Origin of the sequence: Gelidibacter maritimus (assembly GCF_014062315.1) — a bacterium.
Lineage (GTDB): Bacteria > Bacteroidota > Bacteroidia > Flavobacteriales > Flavobacteriaceae > Gelidibacter > Gelidibacter maritimus.
On sequence record NZ_JACGLT010000002.1, the window covers coordinates 341,188 to 363,083 of the forward strand.

Below are 21,896 nucleotides of genomic sequence, written 5' to 3' on the forward strand. Positions count from 1 at the left end.
GTTATTTATTTTCCATCATCTTCTTAAAATCCATACCATAAGAAGGATAGGTCAACATCATACGCTTAAATTCCTTAACGGTCATCTTATTATATATGGCTGTTGCAAAAACATTGATACTTTCGTTAGCTTTAGAACTCAAAATATGTGCACCTACAATTTCATCGGTACGCTCATTGACTAAAATTGTGTAAGCATACGTGTCTTCATTTTCACGTTTCGCATGGTACCAATCACGACAATCTCCTTGATACACCTTGACGTTTTTATAACGCATCTTGGCTTCAGATTCGCCATAACCAACTGAAGCTAAATTTGGGGTGGTAAATACCGTAGAAGGCACACAAGGCACATCTAAAGATTTTGATTTTTCTTTGACCACATTGTTCCCAGCAATATACCCCTGAAGGCCCGAAAGCGGTGTAAGGGACGGCGATTTATTTGAAACATCACCACAAGCGTAAACGTTGGGGTGCGATTTACTCTGCAAATAATCATTGACCACGATGCCTTTCTTATCCACTTCTATTCCCGCTTTATCAAGTTCTAAAGCTTCAATAGCCGGAACTCTTCCAGTGGCATTAACTACTTTTCTGGATTTATGGGTTTTTGATTTACCGTTGTGGGTGTAAGCCACTTTTAAATTCTTTTTCAGTTTCTTAACGCCAGTGACATCGGCATTAAAAACAAATTTAACGCCCAGGCTTTCCAGTTTAGCTATTAATTTTTCTACTAAATAGTCATCAAATTTAGCCAGAGAAGTTTTGTCCCGTTCCAAAATGGTCACGTTGCAGCCTAATGTTGCGAGCATGCAGGCAAATTCCATCGCAATATAACCTGAGCCGATGAAAGTGATAGATTTCGGGATTTTTTTGAAATTCAGCACATCTTCGCTCACTTTCAAGAGTTCATTACCGTCAATATCAAGTTCTCTCGGGTGATTTCCTGTGGCAATTATAAAATAATCGGCAGAAACTAACTTTCCCTCTACCTCAACTTCATTCTCACTTATGAATTTTGGCGACTGATGATAGAGTGATATGCCTAAATCTTTTAGCTTCTGTTCTGTATTTGGTGGAATTGGGTCAGAAAATGATCGTTTAAACTTTTGGACTTTCTTCCAATTAAGCTTTGGCAGCTTTTTAACACCGCTGCCTTTAAGATTTCTACTTTGATAAACCAGTTGCGAAAACTGAAGTAGTATTTTTTTGGAATCGCAACCTCTATTGGCGCAAGTTCCGCCAAATTCCCGATTATCAGCAATGGCCACGCTTAATTTTTGTTCTCTACAAATCTCTGCAGCGGTTTGTCCTGCAACCCCACTACCTATGACGAACACGTCATAATGTGTTTTTTTGGTGTTTTTCATAATAGGATTAAGATACCGAAACTTCCGATAAGATATGTTATGGAAAAACTAAAGTTTAGAAATTATTCGAAAAATAAATAAGGATCTTTATGTTATAAAGAAAGTTACATGTAATTTAAAAACTCAGTGTTACCTATCAGATATGGTATTTTCCTAATGGGTTGGTGTATGCTCAAAATAAGCTTTGCTGTTTGTAAGGACTTTCGTGTTCCAATAACCATTGTTTACGATGCAATCCACCGGCGTAACCCGTCAAGCTTCCATCACTTCCAATAACACGGTGACAAGGCACAACAATCCACAATGGATTTTTACCATTGGCATTGGCAACCGCTCTTATGGCTTTGGCATCACCCAATTGCTGAGACAAATCTAAATAAGAACAGGTTTTTCCGTAAGGTATGGTTTGGAGTGCGTCCCATACCTTTTTCTGAAAGCTGGTACCTTCAGGGTTTAACAACAGATCAAACTGCGTACGTTTGCCCTCAAAGTATTCATTAAGCTGATGGGCACAATCTTCAAGCTCTTTAGGAATTACATCAGTCACTCTTTCATCAGAATTAAGTATAGAAATGGAAGTAATCCCGTATTCATCACCACTGATTTTCGTGAACCCCAAAGGCGATTTGATGATGCACGATTCCATTACTGATTGTTTTCGGGGTTGTCAGTGTTGTTGTGCGCATTATCTTCTGGTTCATCCTGAATCATTCCCAACCGCTTAGCACGCGCTTCCCAACTTTTTCGAGCCTGTTTTTGAAGGTCTGCAACATTATCGCTCTCATCCATAATTTCAAGCCCCAATAGTGTTTCAATTACGTCTTCCATAGTCACCAATCCAGTAACAGTGCCGTATTCATCAACAACTAAGGCCATATGATTCTTACTCTCCACTAATTTTTCAAATAAGATTGGGATTGGCAAATTGCGTTCAATTATGATAATGTCCCGTTTGATATCGGCCAATGTTTTATCGTCGTTATCAAGAGCCATTTCTCTGTAGATCTCATCTTTAAGAACCAGTCCTGTAATATTATCAGGGTTTTCTGCATAAATTGGAATTCGCGAGACACGAAGCTCTTGATTCTTATTAAAAAATGTTTTAACCGAGGTCTGTTCATTCTCGGAAACCATTATGGTTCTTGGCGTCATGATGTCCTTTGCCAAAATCTTTTTAAAGTTGATAAGGTTTTTAATCACTTTACTTTCTGATGCCTGAAACACCCCTTCCTCATGGGCAATGTCTGCCATGGCCAAAAAACTATCTCTACTAACAGTGCTAACATGGGCGTTTTTACCACCAATCAATTTGGTTGTCAATTGTAAAAGCCATAAAATACCTGTGTATTTTAAAGGAAAAATAAGAATATTAAGTCCTTTTGAAGTGAAATTAGCCAAGTTTTTCCAATAGGTGGCACCTATGGTTTTTGGTATGATTTCAGAAAGTATTAAAATAAGCAAGGTCATTACTGTAGAAACTATTAAAATGGAGTTGTCGCCATTGCCAAATACTTTTTCAGCCTGGACACCCACTAAAATAGCACCTACAGTATGTGCTATAGTATTAAGTGTTAAAATAGCAATGAGTGGTTGATCGACATCCTTTTTTAACATTTCCAAACTATCTGCGTAACTTTTGCCTTCCTTCTTCTTGATATTAATAAACGTGGGCGTGATGCTCAATAGAACCGCCTCTAATATGGAACATAGAAAGGAAAAGAAAATGGAAATAAATGCATAAAGAATTAATAGGGTCATTTATGGTCATTGATTTTAGAGATTACTGCTAATTTAAGAATATTCTTAGTTTCTTTATTTATGTTTTGCAAAAAACAATGGGGGTGATAGCACTTAACTCTCTAAAATGATGCTGGTAGTAGGGATTCCATACTGCGAAATGCGTTCAATAAAAGTGATCAAGTCTTGATTATTTTTAAAATATCCAAGAATGCATAAACTGTCCTCGCCGGTAATCCGGTCGCAACGCTGCACTTGCTCTTGATGGTAAATTTGATTGTAGGCTGTTCTTAACGTGCTTGATTGGTGGATTCTTAGATTAATATAAGCCTTAGTGGCAACGCCAAGTTTTTCGTGATTTATTTTTAATGAATATCCTAAGATAATTCCCTTTTCCTCCAACAGTTTAACACGTTTCCCCACGGCAGGCGCTGAAAGTTCTACTTTTTTGCCAATGGCCGCAAAAGATTCACGTGAATTTCGGCGCAGCATTTGAAGGATTTCTGTGTCTATATTATCCATTTGAATCATAAATATATAAAGTGATAATGTAATCAATCGAAATTAAATATATGAAATTAATTTTGATTGTTAATTAAAACCTAGATCTTGACATATTACAGACAATAAATGAATTTTAGACTTTTACTCGTTTTTAGCTAAAAAGCATACTAGCCTTAAATGAAGTTATTTGTTCAAAAATCGAACTACATCCTTCGCAAAGTAAGAAGCAATTACATCCGCTCCAGCACGTTTGATGGCGGTAATCTGTTCCATCATTACAGCATCATGATTTAACCAGCCCTTTTCAGAAGCTGCTTTTAACATGGCGTATTCTCCAGAAACCTGATATACAGCAACCGGAACATCTACGGCATTTTTGATTTCGCGTACAATATCCAAATAACATAATCCAGGTTTTATCATGACAATATCCGCACCTTCATCTATATCCATTTTGGTTTCTCTGATGGCTTCAATCCGATTTCCAAAATCCATTTGATAAGTATTTTTATCCTTCGGAACGTTTTTCATATCCACCGGGGCAGAATCCAAGGCATCACGGAAAGGTCCGTAAAATGCGGAAGCATATTTAGCCGAATAGCTCATAAGCCCGGTTTCTGTAAAACCTTCATCCTCCAAAGCTTCACGTATGGCCAGAATTCGACCATCCATCATATCACTGGGTGCAACAAAATCGGCACCAGCCTGAGCATGAGACACGCTCATTTCTGCTAACAGATTAACGGATTCATCGTTCAGAATCATACCATCTTGTACAATGCCATCGTGTCCGTAGGCGGAATAAGGATCAAACGCCACGTCCGTCATAACCAACATTTCCGGGCAAGTATTCTTAACCGTTTGGATGGCACGTTGCATTAATCCGTTAGGGTTGATGGCTTCCTTACCTTGATTGTCTTTTAAATTATCAGGAACCTTTACGAAAAGTAAAACCGATTTTAAGCCCATGCTCCAAAGTTCTTTAACTTCTTTTTCCAAAAGATCCAGACTGTAGCGAAAGTAATTTGGCATAGAAGCGATTTCTTCTTTAACATTTTGCCCTTCTACGACAAAAAGTGGCACCAAAAAATCATTTGGCGAAATAATGGTTTCTCTCACTAATGAGCGGATTGCTTCATTGGCTCTTAATCTTCTGTTTCTTCTTAATGGATACATGATTCTATGTTAAATGTGAAGGTAAAAGTTGAGGGCATCCTATTTCAATGTCAATTGAATGTCTCTCTAAAATGGGATGGAGAACGCTCATTGCTTTAACCGTTTATTTCTTATTTTTAGCTTTTGCAAATTTAAAAATTTAAACCCACTTAAACTTGAATAACCGCTTCAGAGATTTGCAATTTGTGTTCACTTGGAGAAATTATCAACAGATTCTTTTAGAAAATTTTGAACGACATCTTTCAGACCGTCATTTTCATGTGGTAGCACCACCAGGATCTGGTAAAACGATTCTTGGCATTGAGATTATCAGAAAAATTGGCAAGAAAACATTGGTTCTTGCACCTACCCTAACTATCAGAAACCAATGGGAAAAGAGACTGCAGGAATTTTTTACGAAATATCAAGATTTTAAGAACTTTTCATTCAACATTAAGGAACCATCTGACATTACCTTTGTCACCTATCAATCGTTGCACGCATGGCATAAATCTTTTGAAAGTTTAGAGGACTTCACCATGTTTTTTGAAAAGCATCAAATTGAAGTTCTGGTTTTAGATGAAGCACACCATTTAAAAAACAGTTGGTGGCAAACGCTCATGGATTTGAAAAACACCATCAATCCTTATGTTGTGGCACTTACAGCAACGCCTCCTTATGACAGTGACCGAACCGAAATTTCTAAATACTTTACTCTCTGCGGCCCAATTGATGATGAAATAGCGGTGCCAGACCTTGTAAAAGCGACTGATTTATCCCCACATCAGGATTTTGTTTATTTGTCAAAGCCCGACGATTTAGAAATCAATTTCATTGTAGCTTACCGACAACGAATTGCTGATTTTGTTGATGCACTTTTAGTTGATGAAACGTTTAAAGCGTTATTGGTACAACACCGATTTTATTGCCATACCTCTGAAAATCTGGAGGACTTATATGATAATGTGGCGTACTTTTCGTCCATCCTGATTTTTCTTAATAAATGTGGAGTAAGAATTCCGAATGAAACGTTGAAAATTTTAGGTTTTGCGAAGAATGAGACTATCACATTTCCTGATTTGACTTTGGAGTGGGTCCAAAGTTTGTTGCAAAACATCCTTGTAAACGACCGCTTAACGTTTGAATATCAAGAATCTTACTTAAAATCATTGGAAAATGAATTGAAGCGGATAAATGGGTTTAAGAACGGTAAAATCGATTTTATAGGTGATACTTTGCTGTATAAATCCTTGACCAAAAGCCCCAGTAAGCTCAAAAGTATTGCAGCTGTGGTGAGATCAGAATATGAACAACTTAATGGCGATTTAAGATGTGTCATTCTTACCGATTATATCAGGAAGGAATTTTGTAGCATCCCAAACGATCAAATACCAACCATTGATAAAATAGGTGTGATTCCCATTTTTCAATATTTACGATATCATTTTGCCGATAATCAGCATTTGGCAGTGCTTTCTGGTAGTATTGTGGTTGTTCATCAATCTCTTAAAGCCACAGTGGAGCATATTACTGGGGCAGAAACTTTTTTATTTTCTGAATTTCCATCAGATGTTGAGTTTTTAATGCTTAGCCCTAAAAGCGGCACGTTAAAATCTACGGTTGAGATACTGACTATGCTTTTTGAACAAGGAGACATCAAAATTTTAGTTGGCACAAAATCGTTATTGGGGGAAGGATGGGATGCACCATCTATAAATAGTTTGATTTTGGCTTCATTTGTAGGCGCCTTTGTGTCGAGCAATCAAATGCGTGGTCGTGCTATTCGAAAAAACCCGTTAAATCCGCATAAAGTGGGAAATATTTGGCATCTCGCCTGTATTGATCCAACCGCGTCCAATGGCGGTAAAGATATAGAAACACTACAACGCCGATTTCAAGCCTTTATGGGGGTTTCCAATGATACCTTCCCTGTTATTGAAAATGGAATGGATCGATTAAAAATTCCAAAAGAAATCGGCACAGAAGATGTTGAAGCTTTAAATAAAATCACACTACAAAACTCCAAGAATCGAAAAAACACTACTAATAGTTGGCAGGTGGCGATTAATTCGGGTAGTCATTTGACAAGAGAAGTTAAACTTATGGATCTGGATGAAATTCCATATAAACAACAAAAAAGTATCTATTATAAAGATATGGTACTCTATTTTATTTTAGAATTGCTACTGGGATTGGGTCTATTTTTTATTGAATATTTCGTCAAGAGCATCCAGGTTATATTGAGTAGAGGTATCTATTATTTTTTAAACTCCTTGATTATTGCTTTAATGCTCTCGTTTGGATATCGGTTTTACAAGGCGTTTCAACTTTATTCGCAACATGGCTTTTTGTTCTTGCGGATTGAAAAAATGGGACATGCTATTTTGGACACCCTTTATGAGTTAGGTCACATGACCACCAAAAGAGATCATATTTCATTGATTTCAGAGTTTTCTGTTCAAGGACAACTGATTTGTTGCCTAAATAATGCGTCCAGATTAGAAGATGCCTTATTTGCGCGTGCTTTAAGCCAACTGTTGGCGCCTATTGAAACCCCGCGCTATTTGATCATAAGAACCAGCTTTTTTAAACGCCGTCTGGCTATTGAAAATTTTTATGCAGTTCCTGAAATATTTGGTAATCATAAAAAAAGAGCTTTGACTTTTCAAAAGCATTGGAACCATCATCTTGGTAAATCAAAATTGATTTATACAAGACATTTGGAGGGTAGAAAACTCCTGCTGAAAGCACGCCTGCTTCACATTTCTAATAAATTTAGAGAAGTGAGCAGAGAGGTGATGGTATGGAAATAATTAAGCCCAAAAAAGAGCATTGAAATTTGAACTTGCTATCTACAATTTTAAATTGATGATATCTTGGCACTTTGGAACGTAAGCCAATGTTTGCCTTTTAATGTACAAAACTGAATCTGCTGACTTTATTTTTAACTTCCATTTGATCGTGCTATCCAATTTACTGGATGTTTTAATACTTTTAACAATCGGTCTTCTTCACTATTTTTTTCAGGATGATGATCGTACGCCCACTGTACATGAGGTGGCAAACTCATTAGGATGCTTTCAATACGACCATTGGTTTTCAATCCAAATAAAGTGCCTTTGTCGTGTACCAGGTTGAATTCGACATAACGGCCACGACGGATTTCCTGCCAGGTTCGTTGTTCATCTGTATAGGGAGTTTCTTTTCGTCTTTCAACAATAGGCACATAACCGTCTAAAAAGCTATCGCCAACTTCGGTAACAAAATTGTACCAATCAGTCATGGACATGTCATCTTTTGACTTGCAATAATCAAAAAACAAACCACCAACACCACGTGCTTCATTCCGATGTGAGTTCCAGAAATAATCATCACATCTTTTTTTGTAAAGCTCATAAAAATCTGGATGATGTTTATCGCACACCGTTTTACAGACTTGGTGGAAATGAATTGCATCTTCATCAAATAAGTAGTAAGGCGTTAAATCTTGTCCACCACCAAACCATGAATCTACAATATTCCCCTCTTGATCGTACATTTCGAAATAACGCCAATTGGCATGTACGGTAGGCACCATCGGGTTCTTAGGATGGAGTACCAAACTCAAACCACAGGCGAAAAAATCGGCATCTTTTACACCAAAATACTGCTGCATGCTTTCTGGCAATTCACCATGAACTGCGGAGATATTGACGCCACCTTTTTCAAAGACCTTACCATTTTCTATAACTCTTGTGCGGCCGCCGCCACCTTCAGGACGTTTCCAAAGGTCTTCCTGAAACTTGGCTTTGCCATCTATGGCTTCAAGTTTTGAAGTGATGGTATCTTGGAGGGTTAAGATGTAATTGTAGAATTTATCTTTGGTGGAAGAACCTGTCAGGTTTTTAAAACCTGACAGGTCTGAATTATCGATTTTTGATTGTTTATGAACAAATGTGAAATTTTCCAAATCTGAGAATAAGTTTATAACGTAGTTTTTTTGGTTTGAAATTAGGCTCTTTTCACTATGCATGAAGTGATTAAAAGAAGAAAATTGATAATCCGAAAAATTTTGAACTACGCCGTGATTTTGTGGGTTCTTATGAATATATAGGATGAGGTTTTTTAGATAAGCTTCATCTGTTAATGCAACTCTTTTGAAGGGTCTTTCGAATAAAGTCCCCGTTCTTGAATTCTGTTTGTTAAATGCTTTTGAATAGGCGTTAAATAAATTTGAAAAAGCTTGGGAAGCTTCCTTTTCATCGGAAATTATTTGGACCACCATATGAAAATGATTATCCAATAAGCAATAGCATAGAATCTCCACCTTTGACGCCAAATGTTTGTCAACTAACTTGAGGAAATATTGCATATTATCTTCATTTTTAAAAAGAAGTTCACTGTTTATACCTCGATTAAAAATGTGATAATAATGTTCTTTTTTTAATGTCTCCATTTTAATTTTTAGATCTTTTCAGACCTGACAGGTTTTAGAAACCTGTCAGGTCTCGTAAATTCAAAAACAACAATCTTAATACATTTAACTTATAGATTAGGCCGCTATCAATACCGCGATTGTAAATATAATAACAGTGGCCTTTTCTAATTTTCATGTTTTATAAATCGTTTTGCATTAGACCTATAAGGTTTTATAAATCATGCAGGTCAGCTCGAGCTCGAAAACTCAAAAAGCTCCATATCCAAAGGAGTTCCGTTTAAGGGTTTAAACTCATCTTTTAATGTGCACTGCCATTTAAAACCCGCCTTTATAGCTGTATTAACACTTGGAAAATTAGTTTTATGCGAAAGGATTTGAAGGGTTTCTAAGCCTAAGTTTTTAATAACATAGTTGGAAGTTGCCCTTATAGCATCGCTCATAAAACCTTTACCCTTAAAGCGATTTCCAATGCAGTAGGCAAATTCACCTTGTTTTGCATCCCAATCTAAATTCTTTAAAATGATCATTCCAATGATATCTTTACTATGATTGTCATGAATGATAAAAACAAACTCTTTCCTTTTCTCAGCCGAAGTAACTTTTCGTTGGATATAGTTTCGCGTACTCTCCAAAGTCCTATTTTCCGCCAGTGTTTTAGGTAAGAATCGTATAAATCGATCGGTATTCGAAACCAGTAATTTATTAAGCTGCAAGGCATCTTTGGGCTTTAAATGTGATATACTGAAATGTTCCGAACTATAAATCATTAGATTTTAATCTGTTTTGTGATTTAAGCAAAGCTACAGTTTCTGTTGATGCCGCAGTTACCGACAATGGCAGCACAAAAATAATTCCGATAACGGGAATCAGTAAGAATAACATAAAAACAATACCGTTCCCGATGGCCAATCCACGATGCTGTTTTACAAATTTAATGCTTTCGGCGTATTTAAAATGCCTTTCCAAGGTATAATCCATATTTCCAAAGCCGGCATAATAGGCTTGTACCAAGAACAATACAATGCTGGAGAAAATACCGATTATGGGCACAAAGCCGATAAGTATTATTGGGATGGTCAATAACAACTCCATCATTAAGTTTCTGATATTTATCTTTATGCCACGCCACAATTGCTCAGAAAACGAGGTATCTCTATGTTGGTGTCTTTCCACGCCCAATAAATAGGCTTCGATTTTTTCCGATACCGGACTCATAAAAGGCGCCGACAATGCCATGACAATATGCTTATAAAGTATAAAGCCCAGCACAAGAATTAAAATTCCGCTAAGAATTTCACTGACCACGAAAAAGGTTTCACTTCCCCATTCCCAAACCCAAAGTTTAGATATATAAAAAGCGAAATTATCCGAAAAACTATAAGCAGAAACTATAATTGCCGATGCCACTAAAAAACTGATCAGCATAGGAATACCAAAAAACTTCCAAAGTTTGAGTTTGGAAATTAATTTGAAAGTTCCTGTGTAGGCTTTAATGCCTTTTAAAATGCTGCCAATCATCCTACTCCTACCCTTTCCAAAGGAAAAGGAATTTAATTATGAACGTATTCGAGATTCGTTTTTAGAATTATGAATACGCTCTTTTTTAAGAATTTAGACACCTCCAAGAATTGTAAATCCATGTAGGATCTCAGGTAAAACTTAATTGTTTTAAGCAATTTCACAACCGGTCCTTACCGTCGGTACGCTTAGGATGAAACTTCATACTCCTTTACCGCATCAATAAAGGCTTTGGCATTATCCAAAGGGATATTTGGTAAAATCCCGTGACCTAAATTCACGATATATTTATCTTTCCCAAACTCGTCAATCATTTGTTTTACCATTTTCTTGATTTCTGCCGGTGGCGAAAACAGTCTTGAAGGATCAAAATTACCTTGTAAGGTGATATTTCCTCCAGTTAAATAACGAGCATTTCTTGGCGAACAGGTCCAATCAACACCTAAAGCTGTAGCATTTGATCTCGCCATATCGCCAAGGGCGAACCAACAACCTTTTCCAAAAGCGATGACTGGCGCATGATCTTTTAAAGCCTCAATAATCTGATTGATATATTGCCAGGAAAATTCATGATAATCGGATGGCGCCAACATACCGCCCCACGAATCAAAAATCTGTACAGCATTACATCCCGCTGCAACTTTTGCCTGCAAATAGGTAATGGTGGTATCTGTTATTTTTTGTAACAATTGATGTGCAGCAACTGGATTTGTAAAGCAAAACTGCTTGGCTTTATCAAAATTCTTACTGCCTTGACCTTGTACGCAATAGCATAAAATGGTCCAGGGAGATCCTGCAAAGCCTATTAAAGGCACCTCGTCATCTAGCATCTCTTTGGTCATTTTAATGGCCTGCATAACATAGTCCAGCTCTACCCCTACATCCGGAACAATGGCATTGTCCACATCTTGAGACGTACGAATCGGGTTTGGTAAGTAGGGCCCAAAATCAGGTTTCATTTGTACCTCAATATTCATGGCTTGCGGAATGACCAAGATGTCACTGAATAAAATAGCGGCATCCATTCCGTATCGACGGATAGGCTGCACGGTAATTTCACTCGCCAATTCTGGAGTTCTACAACGGGTAAAGAAATCGTATTTTGCTTTTATTTCTTGAAATTCCGGCAAATACCGCCCAGCTTGACGCATCATCCAAACTGGTGGACGGTCTACAGTCTCACCTTTTAATGCTCTTAAGTATAAATCGTTTTTTATCATCTTACCAATACCTGAAATTATCTGTCAGCAGACAAGAAATCAGGAATCTCATTTTTTAAGTTAAATTTTCGTTTCTCTAATACTAGTTCAGATCTCAAAACCTTAATGGTTTTGCTCATTCGGCGGTCAGCTTGAAATCTTGAAGGTTACATCTGTTTTATGAGGAGTAATTCTCATTCACCAAATCAATTACGCTCTCAACTGTTGGAATTCGGGCAACCCGCACATCGTCAAAATGCTTATTGGCTTCGGCCGCCGTCGTATCGCCTATGCAGTAGGCAATTTTACCTTCGGCATGGTTATTAATCATATAACTCTCAACGGTTGATGGACTATAAAACATAATACCTTCAATATTGGGATCTATTTTTTCCGAATCCAAAATCGTTTTGTATGCCTCAACCTCATTGACCTTGATATGGTTTTTTTCTAAAGTCTGAGACAATTCATCCAACCTTATATTGCTACAAAAATGGGTGACTTCTGTGCCATCGATAAAATCCACCAAATAGGCAGCAAGAGCTTTGGCATAGTTTTCAGAGTGCTTGACCTTGCCAATCTTCTTTTCTATTAACCTTTTAGTGCGTCTTCCAACACAATAAATATTTTTAAATTGCAATTCCTCCTTCGGAACACTGGCCACAATTGCTTCTACAGCATTTTGACTCGTGATAACAACGTTTTCAATGGGCGACTTTAAAATGGGTTTTGCAATCCTATTAAAGCTTATTTTCAAGAAATCGGTACTTTCTACAGCAACATTTTTAAATCGCTGGCGCTGCAATTCGGATAAATTCCGAGTAGAGAATACCTGTATGGCCCTATCGGTCTCATTGAGCTCATTCATCACACGATTTCCACCACGCTCCAATATATAATCTGCTGCAAACTGAGCAATATTATGGTGGTTTCCGAGTTTTTCCGTTCGTGTAACTTCAATTTTTTTGGTGCCATCCAAGCTCAACAAAACACCATGAAAGTTAACTTCTTCATCTTTGATAAATGCCAAAGCCCCAATTGGAGCAGAACAACCGCCTTCCAAAAGATTTAAAAAGCGACGCTCAATCGTGGTACAGATTTCAGTTTCTTCGTGATTGATTTCTTTGCAAACAGCTAAGATGTCTTCGTCTTCTTCTCGTGCAGTAATCATAATGGCGCCTTGTGCCGGAGCAGGGACCATCCAATCTAAATTGATGGCATCTTGTGGGCGTACACCAATTCTGCCAATTCCAGCAGCTGCAAAAATGGCCGCATTCCAATCCTCATTGTCCTTCAGTTTTTGAAGTCTCGTGTTAACATTGCCTCGCAAACCAACTATGGTATGCGTTGGATAGCGATTGAGCCATTGGGCTTTACGCCTTAAACTTCCAGTGGCTATCACCGCCTCTCTTTGCGATAAGAATTCCTCGTTTTTTTTAAAGACCAAAGTGTCCCTGACATTGCCACGCTTTAACACGGCTGCTTGAACAATGCCTTGAGGTAAAAGTGTCGGGACATCTTTAAGGGAGTGTACGGCAATATCAATCTCGTTGTTGAGCATTGCTGCATCTAAAATTCGAGTAAATACGCCCACAATACCCATTTCATAAATGGGTTTATCAAGCACCATATCGCCCGTAGACTTTACCGGAATTAATTGCGTACTATACCCTAAACCCTCAAGTTGTTGTTGTACAGTTTTGGCTTGCCATAACGCTAATTCGCTATCGCGAGTACCAATTCTTATTATTTTAGACATTTGTAGTGGATTCTAACTGGAACACTCTTCTGATAAGCTCAATACTTTCATCAGTTGAGCTAGCATCATCAGTTTTAAGATGATACGCAAAATGATTGGTTATTTTTTGAATGATATTATTACTGATCAATTCAGCTTGCGCCTCATTAAAATCAGCATGCTTTTTACGTTGGGTGTCCAATTCCGCATTTTTTAAATCGAGCAATTTATGCTTCAATGCGTTAATGGTAGGTGCAAATTTACGAGTTTCCATCCAACTGTTAAAATCCTGTTTGACTTCTTCTAAGATATTTTCCGCCAATGGAATAAATGTTTTTCTACGTTCCAAGGTATCGTCTGTCATTTGCGATAAATCGTCGAGATGGATCAAGGACACATTAGGCAATTCGGTCACATCTGGATTCACATTCCGTGGAATGGACAAGTCTAAAATCAATAACGGTTTTTTAGATTGGATGTGGGGTTTATCAACCGTAGGATTAAGAGCGCCCGTAGCAACAATTAAGATGTCAGAGACATTAATTTCTTCTTGAAGATTGGTAAAATCCTTAACAATGAGATTGAATTTCCCCGCCACTTCTTGCGCCTTGGTCTTTGTTCTGTTGATTAAGGTGATATGTTCGTTTTTGGTATGTTTCACCAAATTCTCACAGGTGTTTCTACCGATTTTCCCGGTACCAAAAAGCAAAATATTTTTATCCGAAACGTTTTCAATCGTTTTTAAGATATATTGAACCGAAGCGAAAGATACAGATGTTGCCCCTGAGGAAATTTCCGTTTCGTTTTTAATGCGTTTACTTGCTCGGATAACAGCGTTTAACAACCGCTCAGTAAATGCGTTGAGCAATCCCATTTTCTTTGAGGCTCTTGCCGATGTTTTAAGCTGGCTTATGATTTCAAAATCACCTAAAATTTGACTATCCAGGCCCGAACCCACACGGAACATGTGTGCAATGGCTTCTTGATTCTTATGAATATAGGCCACGTGTTGGAACTCCTCAAGCGTACCTTTGGAATTTTCACAAAGTAATTTGATGAGTTGGTAAGGGTGCTCTGCAAAACCATAAAGTTCGGTTCTGTTGCAAGTAGAATTGACAATTAAGCTCTCAATACCTATTTCCTTCGATTGACGCAGTAAGTTTTGTTTAGACGTATCGTCCAAACTAAAACGACCTCTAATATCTGCATCGGCTTTTTTATAGCTCAATCCGATTGCATAAAAATAAGTAGTTTTCAACATAAGATAGATCTCAATACTGGCGTTAGAAATTCGATAGCCGAAGATTAAAGACAAAAGTAGATATGTGATTGGAATATAAACAACGCTCAAAGGACTATAAATGTCGTTCGATGTTTTTTACTCTTTTATTTTATATAAGTGTTTTAAATACCATACTTTTGCAGCAGTATCAACGCCTAAGAAAGGTTTAGTTTAGAATGAGTCTAAATAAGAAAGAATGGATATTAAAACAATGGGGTTAAAAAATGTCGTTAAAGGTTCCATAGATGAAACAGAGATCGATGAGGGGTTCTTGGTTATAACCTATCAAAATGAAAGCAATAATATTGAGCGGATTGAACGCGCCATAGACAGTAGTTTTATCCAATTTCACTTTTGTTTGAAAGGTCTTAGTAAGTTCATTTTCAATGACGGACGTTATACTTTGGATATATTAGAGGACAACTCACTTTTACTGTACAATCCACAACGTGATTTACCGATGCATTTGGAAATGCAGCCTAATTCGTGGTTGGTTTCTATTGTTATTTCTATCAAAAAATTTCACGGATTGTTTTCTCAAGAAGCAGGATATATTACATTTTTGAGCAATGACAATAAGGATAAGAAATATTATAAGGATGGGAAAATATCACCATCCATGGCCATTGGTTTGACACAATTGATACATTATAATTTGAATTCATCCATCAAAAATCTTTATTTTAAAGGTAAAGCCTATGAAATTTTAAGTCTGTATTTTAACAGAAGTGAGGATGCCAATATAGAGCAATGTCCTTTTTTGGTTGATGATAGCAATGTCATGAAAATCAGAAAAGCCAAGGATATTGTAATTTCAAGAATGGCTGAGCCTCCAACTTTGCAAGAGCTTTCGGAAGAGATCGGATTGAACATCAAGAAGCTTAAAGAAGGTTTTAAGCAAATTTATGGAGATACGGTTTATAGCTTTCTATTCGATTACAAGATGGAAGTAGCCAGAAAGCTATTGGAGTCTAATGACTATAATGTGAATGAGGTAGGTTTGAAGGTTGGCTATAGCACATCGAGTCACTTTATAGTGGCATTTAAAAAGAAATATGGCACGACCCCAAAAAAATATTTAATGTCGTTATCTTCGTAAATTGATTATTTAAAGATGATCATTCCGGAAACTTCCGAGATTTGAAGATCAATATTAATTGAAATATAATTAAAAAAAGAGATTCCTGCTTTCGCAGGGGTAAATTATGAAAAAAGGAGTTTTACTAGTTAATCTCGGTTCGCCCGACAGCCCAACCCCAGAAGATGTCAAACCATATTTAAGTGAATTTTTAATGGACGAACGTGTCATTGACGTTCCGCTTTGGTTAAGGACTTTTATCGTCAAAGGGATCATTTTAAATACACGCCCAAAAGCCTCTGCAGAAGCCTACCAGAAAATATGGTGGGAGGAAGGCTCGCCGTTAATCGTAATTTCTGAGCGCCTTCAGAAAAAAATACAGCAAAACACTGATCTTCCAGTGGCTTTGGCCATGCGTTACGGAAGTATGACCATACAAAAAGGGCTTCAGGAGTTGGTGGACAAAGGAGTTGAAGAGGTCTTTTTAATGCCACTTTATCCGCAATTTGCCATGGCAACTACAGAGACCATTTTGGTATTGGCCGAAGACATACGAAAAGAACATTTCCCACATCTCAAAATATCAGATTTGAAAGCATTTTATAATCGTGAAGATTATATTGATGTGCTATCCAATTCTATAGCGCGACATTTGAAAGGTAAGCCTTATGATCATTTGTTGTTTTCCTATCATGGGGTTCCGGAGCGACACATTAGAAAGCGAGATATCACAAAATCGCATTGCAAAATCGACAAAAGCTGTTGCGTAACACCATCTCCAGCGCACGAATATTGCTACCGTCATCAATGCTTGGAAGTTACCCGCTTGGTGGCCGAAAAACTGAATTTGAAAGAAGGTACTTATTCTTCTTCGTTTCAATCACGATTAGGTATTGATCCTTGGTTGCAACCACCAACAGATTTGACCATAGAGCGTATGGGCAAAAATGGCGTTCAGAATTTGGCTGTTGTAACCCCTGCATTTGTGAGTGATTGTTTAGAGACCTTAGAAGAAATTGCAATGGAAGGCCAAGAGATTTTCCATGAAGTGGGTGGAAAGGAATTTACAACCGTTCCTTGTTTAAATGACGATGATGAGTTTGTAGAGATACTTTCCAATTGGATCAATGATTGGGCAACTTTGCAAGCCGTTCCCGTCTAATGGCTAAAGTCTCCGCTCAAGATTTAGGCACACAACCCATCAGCAAGCTCTTGATTAAGCAAGCTGTACCTGCGTCCATAGGCATTTTGGTGATGTCGCTAAACATCTTGGTGGATACTATTTTTGTTGGCAATTGGATCGGTCCTACAGCCATAGCTGCCATAAATGTTGTTTTGCCGGTATCGTTTTTTATTGCTGCTTTAGGGATGGCCATCGGTATTGGAGGATCGTCTATTATTTCAAGAGCCCTTGGTGCCAATAACTATAAAAAGGCACTAAAAACTTTTGGCAACCAAATTACCTTAACCTTAGTGCTGACACTGTCCATGATTACTGTGGGTCTGCTTTTTGCAGATAGTATCATTGAGTCGTTTGGTGGAAAAGGTTCCATTTTTGAACCCGCTAAAATCTATTATGAAATCGTGCTTTATGGGGTGCCGCTTTTGGCACTTTGTATGATGGCAAATACGGTTATCCGAGCAGAAGGAAAACCTAAGTTTGCCATGTATGCCATGATGATTCCGTCGGTAAGTAATCTTATCATGGATTATATTTTTATCTATGTTATGGATTTCGGCATGGCCGGTGCTGCATGGGCCACTACGCTTTCATACTTGATCTGCCTACTCTTTATTATGTGGTTTTTTTGGTCAAAACGATCAGAATTGAAAATTGATTTTGCACATTTGGGATTGAATTTTCCAATTGTTAAAGAAATCACCTCTTTAGGTTTTGTTACATTATCGCGTCAAGCGGTAGTGAGCGTTACCTATTTATTTATGAACAATATTCTGTTTGATCTGGGGGGAGAAACTTCGGTAACTTCCTATGCTATTGCCGGAAGAATGTTGATGTTTGCCATGTTTCCTGTTCTTGGGGTTACCCAAGGGTTTTTACCCATTGCCGGCTTTAATTACGGGGCTGAAAATTACCAACGCGTGAAAGAAACGCTAAGTACAGCTATCAAATATGCTGCATTACTGGCGTCTATAGTCTTTATTGTATTGATGATCTTTCCAGAAAGCATCATCAAGATGTTCACCACCGATGTTGATGTGGTCCATCAAGGACCAAATAATATGCGGTGGGTGTTTGCCGCAACTCCAATTATTGCATGGCAACTTATTGGTGCCGCTTACTTTCAGGCCATCGGGAAAGCAGTGCCCGCATTATTATTGACCCTATCCAGGCAAGGACTCTTTTTTATTCCGTTAATCTTGATTCTACCAGAGTTTTATGGTGAATTTGGAGTTTGGATTTCATTTCCAATTTCAGATGTATTGGCAACTATCGTAACCGCTTTCTTTTTGAAACGCGAGGTACGGAAGAATTTGACTCCTAAAAATGTTTAATTTAATTATCCAGCCATGGAATACTACCACTATATAAAAGCTTTACACCTTATCTTCGTCATCACTTGGTTTGCAGGCTTATTCTATATTCCGAGATTGTTTGTCTATCAAATTGAGGCATTTCATAAACCATCGCCAGACAAGGAGATTTTAGGAAAGCAACTCAAATTGATGGCCAAGCGCTTGTGGCATATCATCACTTGGCCTTCGGCAATTTTAGCGACTCTCTTTGCCGTTTGGTTGCTTATTTTAATGCCGTCTTGGCTTCAGCAAGGATGGATGCACGTAAAATTGGCATTCGTTATCTTACTCATCTTCTATCATTTAAAAACCCATCAGTATTACAAACAGTTGCAGCGCGATGAGGTCAGAAAGACCTCTAATTTTATGCGTTTATGGAATGAAGGCGCCACATTTATCCTATTTTCAGTCGTATTTTTGGTCATCCTCAAAAATTCATTCAACTGGATTTTTGGTGTGGTGGGCATCGTGGTTTTAGGCGTTTTATTGATGTTGGGTTTTAAATTATATAAAAACATCAGAAACCGAAATCCCAATGCTTAAGAGCCCAGGCCCTAAGCTTCAAGGCTCAGGGTGATTGCTACACACATCATCAATCAGCAGACGCTCTTCTCTCTAATTTTTCATCGCAGCCGTTTTTGGAGTGATTATTGCTATATTTATCGAGCCACTATTAATTAAATGAAAACAAGACGACTTTCCTTACGCGTACGCATCTTTTTTGCTATGATTCTGTTGGTGCTCATTGCCTCCATTTTAATTGCCGCAGTCTCTATTTATCAATACAACGAGGAGGCACAAGATTACCATAGAAATCGGTTAGAGCGCAAGGAGGACAATATAAAACGTCATATCGATTTTGTAATCCGTGAAACGTCTTGGGAAATTACTACTGAAAAAGTACCATTAATATTTAGGGAAGAAATTTATAAAATTGCGGATATCCATCAATTACAGGTTAATCTGTTTGATCTTGAAGGCTCCTTACTAAAATCATCAAAGTCCAGTATTGAAGGTGATACACTTTCAAGCTGTTTGAGCGCCGATATTTTAAATGCACTTTCCAACACCTCCAGACATCGCTATGTTGAAAAAATGGTACTCAATGATCAGACGTTTCAATCATCGTTCACTTATATCACCGATAAAAAGTTTAAACCAATAGCAATTTTAAACCTCCACTATATTCAAAATGATGATATTTTAAATAAGGAATTGAAGGAGTTCTTGGAGCGTTTGGGTTATGCATATTTTGTGATGCTGATCTTGGCTATTTTGTTGGCATATTTCCTTTCAAAATACATTACGAAATCGCTTAAGACCATCAGTGATAAAATCAATTCAACTCGACTGGGCAAACAAAACCAACGTATTGAAATTGAATCCTCCAGTGAGGAGATTGGCACTTTGGTAAACTCCTACAATAGCATGATTGACCAATTGCAGGAAAGCGCCGTTAAGTTGGCTACTTCAGAAAGAGAACAAGCCTGGCGGGAGATGGCAAAGCAGGTAGCGCACGAAATTAAGAATCCACTAACACCTATGCGTCTAAGTGTGCAAAGCTTTCAGCGCAAATTTGATCCCAAAGATCCTGATATTCATCAAAAAGTGGAGGAATACAGTAAAACACTGATTCAGCAAATTGATACCATGAGTTCCATTGCCTCTGCCTTTTCAAATTTCGCCAAAATGCCTGCGCAACAAAATGAAACGCTTAATGTGGTACAAATTGTGAAATTGGCCTTGGATATTTTCAGTGAAGATTATATTGTTTTCGTAGCCGATGAAAAGGAAATTATTTCGCAATTGGATCGGACACAATTGATACGCGTGATTACCAATTTGGTCAAAAATGCCACCCAAGCTGTAGCCGATGATAAAGATCCAAAAGTGGTAGTTAGTGTGCTGTCTGAAAATGATATGGTAAAAATTTCGGTTTCTGATAATGGAAAAGGTATTACTGAAGAAAATATTGTAAGAATATTTGAGCCTAAATTCACCACTAAGTCCAGCGGAATGGGTCTTGGTCTGGCCATGGTTAAAAACATTGTGGAAACCTACAACGGAACGATTAGTTTTACTTCTCAAAATGGAAAAGGAACGACCTTTACCGTGACATTTCCTAAGGAATAAAATCACGTCAAAAGCAGGAATCTCATAAAATATTGCTTAATTTTCAGCTTCACTCTCTTCAAATTGAATAGAGAAAATAAATTTATTTAAATAATATAAGATTTCCGTATTACTGTCTTGCAATAGACAGTCATGGAGATAAAAAATGTATGTCTATGTCTTACGAAAACATCCTATCAGAAAGAATCGACGGGATTACAACCATTACCATCAACCGTCCTAATAAATTAAACGCCTTAAACAAGGCGACAATTAATGAGCTTAATCAGGCTTTTAAGGTGGCGGACCGAGATAAACACACCAAGGTGATCATTATTACCGGAAGTGGCGAAAAAGCCTTTGTTGCCGGTGCGGATATTAGCGAATTTGCACATTTCGACGTCAAGGAAGGTGGGAAATTGGCGGCTAAAGGTCAAGAGTTGTTGTTTGATTATATTGAAAACCTTTCCACACCAGTGATTGCGGCGGTCAACGGATTTGCCCTTGGTGGCGGGTTAGAATTGGCCATGGCCTGTCATTTTAGGATTGCGAGTGACAATGCCAAAATGGGTTTGCCAGAAACCTCATTGGGAGTAATCCCAGGATATGGTGGCACCCAACGTTTACCACAGTTAGTTGGAAAAGGCCGCGCTATGGAAATGGTCATGACCGCAGGTATGATTGATGCCGAAACAGCAAAAGCTTATGGATTGGTCAATCACGTGACCACACAAGATGAGCTGATTCAATTATGTGAAAAAATAGCAGGGAAAATCATGCGTAATTCTACAGTAGCCATTAAAGGCGCTATAAAAGCCATTAACGCCAATTATAAAGACGGTGTTGATGGGTATAAAGAAGAAATCAAGCAGTTTGGAAAATGCTTTGGCACTGACGATTTTACCGAAGGCACGACAGCGTTTTTGGAAAAGCGGAAGGCGGAGTTTCCGGGGAAATAGAACGCGGATAACACGGATTGAGCGGATTTTCACTGATTTGATTGTGAATATTAAATAACGATTGTAGACAAGATCAGTGCAAATCATAAAAAATCAGCGTTATCTGTATTCTATATTTTGAAGTTGATATCACTGAAACATAAATAAACTTGAATAAAAAAATGCGAACCAGTTCATCCAGTTCGCATTTTTTTTCAAATTCTGGTATTGCTTTAGAGTCAAAGAAAGAATCGGTCTATGATCTATGATGAAAAAACGCTTAGATCATATGCAATACAAAAAGTACTATTAAA

At 37.8% G+C, this 21,896-nt stretch carries 18 protein-coding genes; 7 read left to right on the plus strand and 11 right to left on the minus strand.

Annotation, left to right across the window (positions count from 1 at the left end):
* Position 1: 1 nt before the first annotated feature.
* From H3Z82_RS03730 to hemB, 5 genes are all read right to left on the minus strand, one after another.
* Positions 2-1,369, minus strand: coding sequence for a dihydrolipoyl dehydrogenase family protein (locus H3Z82_RS03730; RefSeq protein ID WP_182202611.1), 1,368 nt, complete (start codon positions 1,367-1,369; stop codon positions 2-4).
* 172 nt (positions 1,370-1,541) lie between these two features.
* The gene (locus H3Z82_RS03735; protein ID WP_182202614.1) at positions 1,542-2,015 is read right to left on the minus strand and encodes a methylated-DNA--[protein]-cysteine S-methyltransferase; all 474 of its coding nucleotides are present in this window, start codon (positions 2,013-2,015) and stop codon (positions 1,542-1,544) included.
* Entirely contained in the window at positions 2,015-3,127 is a 1,113-nt protein-coding gene (locus H3Z82_RS03740; RefSeq protein WP_182202616.1) for a CNNM domain-containing protein, read from the minus strand. The genes H3Z82_RS03735 and H3Z82_RS03740 overlap by 1 nt, the downstream gene beginning before the upstream one ends.
* Before the next feature lie 93 nt (positions 3,128-3,220).
* Positions 3,221-3,628 carry an Lrp/AsnC family transcriptional regulator gene (locus H3Z82_RS03745; protein ID WP_182202618.1) on the minus strand — a complete coding sequence of 136 codons (408 nt, stop codon included), beginning with the start codon at positions 3,626-3,628 and terminating at the stop codon, positions 3,221-3,223.
* Between the two features lie 165 nt (positions 3,629-3,793).
* Complete coding sequence (hemB, locus tag H3Z82_RS03750; RefSeq protein ID WP_182202621.1) at positions 3,794-4,786, minus strand: porphobilinogen synthase; 993 nt, start codon at positions 4,784-4,786, stop codon at positions 3,794-3,796.
* 155 nt (positions 4,787-4,941) lie between these two features.
* Here hemB and H3Z82_RS03755 point away from each other — a divergent pair, with 155 nt between their 5' ends.
* The gene (locus H3Z82_RS03755; RefSeq protein ID WP_182202623.1) at positions 4,942-7,578 is read left to right on the plus strand and encodes a DEAD/DEAH box helicase family protein; all 2,637 of its coding nucleotides are present in this window, start codon (positions 4,942-4,944) and stop codon (positions 7,576-7,578) included.
* Between the two features lie 131 nt (positions 7,579-7,709).
* On the opposite strand, the gene hemF is transcribed toward H3Z82_RS03755, so the two are convergent.
* From hemF to hemA, 6 genes are all read right to left on the minus strand, one after another.
* The gene (gene hemF / locus H3Z82_RS19585) at positions 7,710-8,645 is read right to left on the minus strand and encodes an oxygen-dependent coproporphyrinogen oxidase (protein WP_235982365.1); all 936 of its coding nucleotides are present in this window, start codon (positions 8,643-8,645) and stop codon (positions 7,710-7,712) included.
* Between the two features lie 764 nt (positions 8,646-9,409).
* A complete protein-coding gene (locus tag H3Z82_RS03765; RefSeq protein WP_182202628.1) occupies positions 9,410-9,949 on the minus strand; it encodes a GNAT family N-acetyltransferase in 540 nt (179 codons plus the stop codon).
* Complete coding sequence (locus H3Z82_RS03770) at positions 9,939-10,700, minus strand: EI24 domain-containing protein (RefSeq protein WP_182202630.1); 762 nt, start codon at positions 10,698-10,700, stop codon at positions 9,939-9,941. The genes H3Z82_RS03765 and H3Z82_RS03770 overlap by 11 nt, the downstream gene beginning before the upstream one ends.
* A 188-nt stretch (positions 10,701-10,888) precedes the next feature.
* Complete coding sequence (hemE, locus tag H3Z82_RS03775) at positions 10,889-11,920, minus strand: uroporphyrinogen decarboxylase (protein ID WP_182202632.1); 1,032 nt, start codon at positions 11,918-11,920, stop codon at positions 10,889-10,891.
* 157 nt (positions 11,921-12,077) lie between these two features.
* Positions 12,078-13,658, minus strand: a complete 1,581-nt coding sequence (gene hemC / locus H3Z82_RS03780) for a hydroxymethylbilane synthase (protein ID WP_182202634.1) — start codon at positions 13,656-13,658, stop codon at positions 12,078-12,080.
* Complete coding sequence (hemA, locus tag H3Z82_RS03785) at positions 13,651-14,898, minus strand: glutamyl-tRNA reductase (RefSeq protein WP_182203017.1); 1,248 nt, start codon at positions 14,896-14,898, stop codon at positions 13,651-13,653. The genes hemC and hemA overlap by 8 nt, the downstream gene beginning before the upstream one ends.
* 217 nt (positions 14,899-15,115) lie before the next feature.
* On the opposite strand from hemA, the gene H3Z82_RS03790 reads away from it, so the two are divergent.
* The 6 genes from H3Z82_RS03790 (at position 15,116) to H3Z82_RS03815 (ending at position 21,603) form a co-directional block, all read left to right on the plus strand.
* Positions 15,116-16,018, plus strand: a complete 903-nt coding sequence (locus tag H3Z82_RS03790) for a helix-turn-helix transcriptional regulator (protein WP_182202636.1) — start codon at positions 15,116-15,118, stop codon at positions 16,016-16,018.
* Between the two features lie 106 nt (positions 16,019-16,124).
* Positions 16,125-17,159 carry a ferrochelatase gene (gene hemH / locus H3Z82_RS03795; protein ID WP_182202638.1) on the plus strand — a complete coding sequence of 345 codons (1,035 nt, stop codon included), beginning with the start codon at positions 16,125-16,127 and terminating at the stop codon, positions 17,157-17,159.
* Positions 17,159-18,511: an MATE family efflux transporter gene (locus H3Z82_RS03800; protein WP_182202640.1), complete on the plus strand. Its 1,353-nt coding sequence runs from the start codon at positions 17,159-17,161 to the stop codon at positions 18,509-18,511. Before hemH ends, H3Z82_RS03800 begins: the two co-directional genes overlap by 1 nt.
* Positions 18,512-18,526: 15 nt before the next feature.
* On the plus strand, positions 18,527-19,075 hold the full coding sequence (locus H3Z82_RS03805) for a CopD family protein (RefSeq protein ID WP_182202642.1): 549 nt from the start codon (positions 18,527-18,529) through the stop codon (positions 19,073-19,075).
* Between the two features lie 138 nt (positions 19,076-19,213).
* Positions 19,214-20,665, plus strand: coding sequence for a sensor histidine kinase (locus H3Z82_RS03810; RefSeq protein ID WP_182202644.1), 1,452 nt, complete (start codon positions 19,214-19,216; stop codon positions 20,663-20,665).
* Between the two features lie 155 nt (positions 20,666-20,820).
* Positions 20,821-21,603 (plus strand): enoyl-CoA hydratase/isomerase family protein, encoded by a 783-nt coding sequence (locus tag H3Z82_RS03815; protein WP_182202646.1) that lies wholly within the window; start codon positions 20,821-20,823, stop codon positions 21,601-21,603.
* Positions 21,604-21,896 lie beyond the last annotated feature (293 nt).